Below are 5,084 nucleotides of genomic sequence, written 5' to 3' on the forward strand. Positions count from 1 at the left end.
CGACGGCAATTTTCCGGCGGCCAGCCACGCCGGTAAGCTCATTCGCTGCGACGGCCATGGCGTGCCTGAATTATTGGATGCGATTCTCGCATTGTTCCCATTGGATACGTATGTGGACAAACCGGCAGCGTTGATGGGGGTCGTTCCCGGCGACCCGGCGGACACACCGATCTGGTCCCGGTTTCGCGAAATCGTGAAAGCGAGGACCCGCATGGACGACCCGTTCGAGGAGGTGGAACGATTTGAGTTTTATGAGCGCGCGAAGCGGGCGTATGCAATCGTTGCAACGGGGGAGACCGCGATTTACGCCAATCTCATTCTGAAGAAAGGCATCGTGACGGAGAGTCCCGACCGCTTCTAACGGGAAGATGAAGCCGCACAGCGCTGTCCCTACTGCCTGAACCTTCCATGCTATGCTGCGGCACTACAGCTCATAGACGTCATGGGCGCGGATATTCAGACGATTATAAGGAAAATCGGGCCGGTAGACGTGGAATCGGTTTTTTCCTTGTTTTTTGGAATAATACAGGGCGATATCGGCCTGGTTCATCAGCTTGAAGGGAACCGGAGGATGACCGGCGAATATGGTAACGGATGAGCAGGAAAGGGGACCTTCATTTGGATACGATACGTTGGGGAATTGTCGGCTGCGGCGATGTGACCGAGGTGAAAAGCGGCCCGGCCTTCCGGAAGGCGGCAGGCTCCGCTTTGACGGCGGTTATGCGGCGGAATGGGGCGCTCGCGGAAGATTATGCGGTGCGGCACGGTGTGGGGAAATGGTATGACGATGCGGAGCGGCTGATGTACGATCCGGAGGTCGATGCGGTATACATCGCCACGCCGCCGGCTTTCCATAAGGAATACACGCTGTTGGCTGCCAGAGCGGGCAAGCCGGTGTACGTCGAGAAGCCGATGGCGTGTACATACGCCGAGTGCCTGGACATGATCGAGGCCTGCGAGCGGGCGGGAGTGCCGTTGTTCGTCGCCTATTACCGGCGTGAGCTGCCGCTGTTCAAGGCGGTAAAGGCGCTACTGGACGACGGAGCGATCGGAGAGGCGCGTTATGTCCGAACTTTGCTGACACAGCCGCGTTCCATTGGACTGACGAAGGACGGCGAACTGCCCTGGCGTGTGCAGCCGCAGCTTGCTGGCGGCGGGCTGTTTGCCGATCTGGCAAGCCATACGTTCGATATCCTCGATTTTCTGCTCGGACCAATTGCCTCCGCAGAGGGGATCGCGGTGAATCAGGCGGGCTTGTATCCGGCGGAGGATACCGTTGCCGGCTCTTATCGGTTCGAGTCCGGTGTGGTCGGCTCGGGCATGTGGTGCTTTGATGCCTTTGAAAGCACGGATGCCAATGAGTTGGTCGGTACGGAAGGCAAGCTTGTTTTTCCGACATTTGGAAACGATCTTGTCATTCACAAGCGGGGCGAAACGCCGACAAGGCTGGAATTCGAACGGCCGCAGCATGTGCAGCAGCCGTTTATTCAGACGATGGTGGACGAGCTGCGAGGCGGAACGCCTGCGGTCAGCACCGGCAGGAGCGCCGCCCGAACGAACCGGGTGATGGATGCGCTTTTGAAGTCATACTACGAGGAGCGGACCCCGGGTTTCGAGTGATACGAGCCGATGCGAAAAAAACCGCCGACAGGAGACTGTACCCCTGTCGACGGTTTAGCCGTGCGAGCGGTCAGCCGTTGACGACTTGTCCGCCGTTCAGATGCAGCGTCTGGCCCGACATGTAGATGGAATCGTCGCTGGCCAGATAGACATAAGCTGCCGCAAGCTCGGACGGCTGGCCGGCGCGCTTCATCGGCGTGTCGGAGCCGAACTTGGCCACCTTGTCGGCGTCGAATGTCGACGGGATGAGCGGCGTCCAGATCGGTCCGGGCGCCACGGCGTTGACGCGGATGCCTTTGCTTGACACGTTGTTCGACAGCGCCCGCGTAAAGGATACAATTGCGCCCTTCGTCGACGAGTAGTCAAGCAGCATCGGATTGCCTTCATAGGCGGTGATCGAGGCGGTGTTGATGATCGACGCGCCTTTTTGCAGATGGGGCATTGCCGCCTTCGTCAGGTAGAACATCGAGAAAATGTTCGTCCGAAACGTTCGCTCGAGCTGCTCGGCCGTAATATCCTCGATGCTCTGCTGCGGATGCTGCTCGGCGGCGTTGTTCACCAGGATGTCGAGCTTGCCGAACTGCTTCACGGTCTGCTCAATCGCCTGCTTGCAGAATGCTTCGTCACCGATATCCCCGGTGATGAGCAGGCAGCGCTTGCCCAGCTCCTCGATCCGTTTTTTGGCGGCTTGTGCGTCCTTGTCCTCGTCCAAATAAACGATGGCGACATCCGCGCCTTCCTTGGCGAAAGCGATTGCGGCCGCGTGGCCGATCCCGCTGTCGCCTCCGGTGATGAGGGCGGCTTTGCCCAGCAGTTTTCCGGCCGCCTTGTAATTCGGCGATTCGATTTCCGGCTTCGGGTCCATCTGGGTTTCAACGCCTGGCTGGCGGTCCTGCTCCTGGGGCGGGAACGTTTGTTTCTGCAATGGTTCCTTCTCCGTCGTTTTGCTCGGCATCGATAAATCCCTCCTGAACAAATGGATTAAGGTACGTGTAAGGATTCCCCTTAGTCTAGAAGGTGAAAACCGATTCTATACATGACGGTTGTGAAGGAGCGGAATCAGAACAGGCTCCAGTCCAAGGCGCCCGAAAGCGTTTCGAGCAGATGAACGCCGGCGGTGCTGTTGCCGTAGCGGTTCAGGGCGGGACCGATAACGCCGATGCCGTAGCGGTCGGGAACGACGGCCAGAATGCCGCCGGCCACGCCGCTTTTGGCAGGGATGCCGACCCGGATGGCGAATTCGCCGGACGCGTTGTACATGCCGCATGAGAACATGAACGTCTTCACAATCTGCACATAGCGGGTCGGAATCAGCTGTGTGCCGTCGACGGGGTCTTTGCCGTCCAGGGCCAGAACCAAGCCGAGCCTGGCCAGATGTCCGCAATCGACCTCAATCGAGCAGTGCTTGAAATAGACGTCCAGAATATCCTCAACGTCCTCATCCGGACCCAAAACGGCGTTGTCTTTCAGGAAGTACGCGAGCGACCGGTTGCGATGGGCCGTCAACGCCTCCGACTTATAAACGCGAGGATTGTATGTAAGCTCGGGGTCGCCCGACAGCTTGCGGAAAAATGCCAAAATCCGGTCGAATTTCGTCAGCGGATCTTCGCCCTCGATCAGGGAGGTCACCGTGATGGCGCCGGCATTGATCATCGGGTTGAAGGGGATGCCGGGCTCGACGAGCTCCAGCTTCAGCATCGAGTTGAAATCGTCCCCGGTCGGCTCCATGCCGACCTTGGCGAACACGCCGTCCTCGCCGCGATCCATTAGCGCCAGCAGCAGCGTGAACACCTTCGAGATGCTTTGCATAGTGAAGCGGCAGCCGACATCGCCGGCCTGCAGAAGGTCGCCGGGGCCCGGTCCGAGAATCGTGATGCCGAGCGCGCCGGCAGGCGCACCGGCCAGTTCGGGGATGTACTGCGCGACTTTGCCCGAGGCGGAAAGCTTGCGGCTCGTTTCCACCCACTCGGGGAGCTTTTTCCTTAATGTATCCCGTTCCGTATCGGCGCTCATCAAAGGCAGCCTCCTCCTTGGTGTTTGATTTTCCGTATCGTACCCGTTCGACGTCCGACAAGGATCTCCTGCTCCTTTCCGATCGCTGTCGATCTTTGCCGTTTATTTTCCTTGATAAGCTGCGTAAATATGTGCGCGCGGCGGCGAGCGGTCCGCAAAAAACATTTGTGAAGCCAGACCCGGAAGCATGGCTGCGGACAACGAACGGCTGATGGACGCTCTTGGCGATGCAGGCGGCAATCTGATTGACGCGGCCGGCGCGTATGCTGCTCGACAACGTGAGCGCGAACGGAAATGGGTAACAAATAACCATTTTATCAGCCTATCGGCGGGAGGAAAAGAAAAACGATGAAATACAGACTGCTCGGACGTATGGGATTAAACGTTTCGGTTATCGGGATTGGCACCTGGCAATTCGGCGGCGAATGGGGAATCGACTTCACGCAGGAAGAGGCGAATGCCGTTCTGCGCCGGGGCAAGGAGCTTGGCATCCATCTGATCGATACAGCGGAGTGCTACGGCGACCATCTGTCGGAACGGTTAATCGGTGGTTTTCTGAAGGAGGACAAGCAGACCGATAAGGCGACAGACTGCGGCGCTGACGTCATTCAAGTGGTATACAATCGGCTTGACCGCAAGCCCGAAGCGGAGGTTTTTGCTTCTTGTGCGCGGCACAATCTGGGTGTTCTTGCCCGCGTGCCGCTGGCTAGCGGGTTTCTGAGCGGCAAATACCGCAAAGGCCTCATGTTTGCGGAGAACGATCATCGGTCGAGAGGCAATGAAGCGGTCGAGGAGCGCGCCAAATGCTGGATGAGGTGGAACGAATCCGCCAGGAGGAGGTTCCCGCAGGTAAGCTTCCAGCATGGCGCCGATCGTCGTGGTGCTTGCGGCATCCTGCCGTACATAGCGTTATACCGGGCTGCAAAACGCCTGAGCAGGTCGAGGCGAATGCCCGGGCGGCCGAGCTTCTGGAAAATTGATCCGGCACGGCTTTCTCTGCTTCCGAGTATGGTACAATGATGGCTGAGACGGTATTCGGGATGGGATCGGTATGGCAAAAATTTTATTGTTCAGCCTGTTGTGGTATTTATTTGGCAATCCGTTTTTGGCGATTCTGGTGCTGCTGGTCGTGCTTTATTTTCTGGACCGGCGATACGTCGGTCTGACGCCGAGCTTCGTCAAGCCGCTCAGACGCCGAAGCCGAATCGGCAAGCTGAGGCAGCAGCTTCTGCTCAACCGGAGCGACGTTTCGGCCAAAATGGCGCTTGCACGGCTGCTGCTTGAGAAAAAAGATTACGCCGGCGCAAGACAGGTGCTTGAATCGGTGGGAGATACGATGGAGCATTCCGCCGAGTATTGGGACGATCTGGGAACCGCCTATTTGCATACCGGCAAGCAGGGCGACGGCGAGCAGGCGATTGCGCGGGCATTGGACATCAATCCGCGAGTGA

At 58.3% G+C, this 5,084-nt stretch carries 5 protein-coding genes and 1 pseudogene; 4 read left to right on the forward strand and 2 right to left on the reverse strand.

The genetic code is table 11. The annotated features are described in order from the left end of the window. Both BG52_RS15125 and BG52_RS02160 read left to right on the forward strand, forming a co-directional pair. Nucleotides 1–361: RbsD/FucU family protein (locus BG52_RS15125; RefSeq protein WP_036666775.1), on the forward strand; the 361-nt coding region annotated here is incomplete at its 5' end. A 257-nt stretch (nucleotides 362–618) separates the two neighbouring features. Next, nucleotides 619–1,620, forward strand: coding sequence for a Gfo/Idh/MocA family protein (locus tag BG52_RS02160; protein ID WP_223298898.1), 1,002 nt, complete (start codon nucleotides 619–621; stop codon nucleotides 1,618–1,620). 70 nt (nucleotides 1,621–1,690) lie between these two features. Here BG52_RS02160 and BG52_RS02165 read toward each other — a convergent pair whose 3' ends face one another. Both BG52_RS02165 and glsA read right to left on the reverse strand, forming a co-directional pair. Next, complete coding sequence (locus tag BG52_RS02165) at nucleotides 1,691–2,575, reverse strand: SDR family oxidoreductase (RefSeq protein ID WP_036580593.1); 885 nt, start codon at nucleotides 2,573–2,575, stop codon at nucleotides 1,691–1,693. Nucleotides 2,576–2,679: 104 nt separating this feature from the next. Next, nucleotides 2,680–3,633, reverse strand: coding sequence for a glutaminase A (glsA, locus tag BG52_RS02170; protein ID WP_036580595.1), 954 nt, complete (start codon nucleotides 3,631–3,633; stop codon nucleotides 2,680–2,682). Nucleotides 3,634–3,981: 348 nt separating this feature from the next. On the opposite strand from glsA, the pseudogene BG52_RS02180 reads away from it, so the two are divergent. Continuing rightward, nucleotides 3,982–4,613, forward strand: a pseudogene (locus tag BG52_RS02180) (aldo/keto reductase). 71 nt (nucleotides 4,614–4,684) lie between these two features. Further along, nucleotides 4,685–5,084 (forward strand): tetratricopeptide repeat protein (locus BG52_RS15870; protein ID WP_036666776.1); only part of this gene is annotated, 400 nt, incomplete at its 3' end.

Source organism: Paenibacillus darwinianus (assembly GCF_000598065.1).
Taxonomy (GTDB): Bacteria; Bacillota; Bacilli; order Paenibacillales; family Paenibacillaceae; genus Paenibacillus_I; species Paenibacillus_I darwinianus.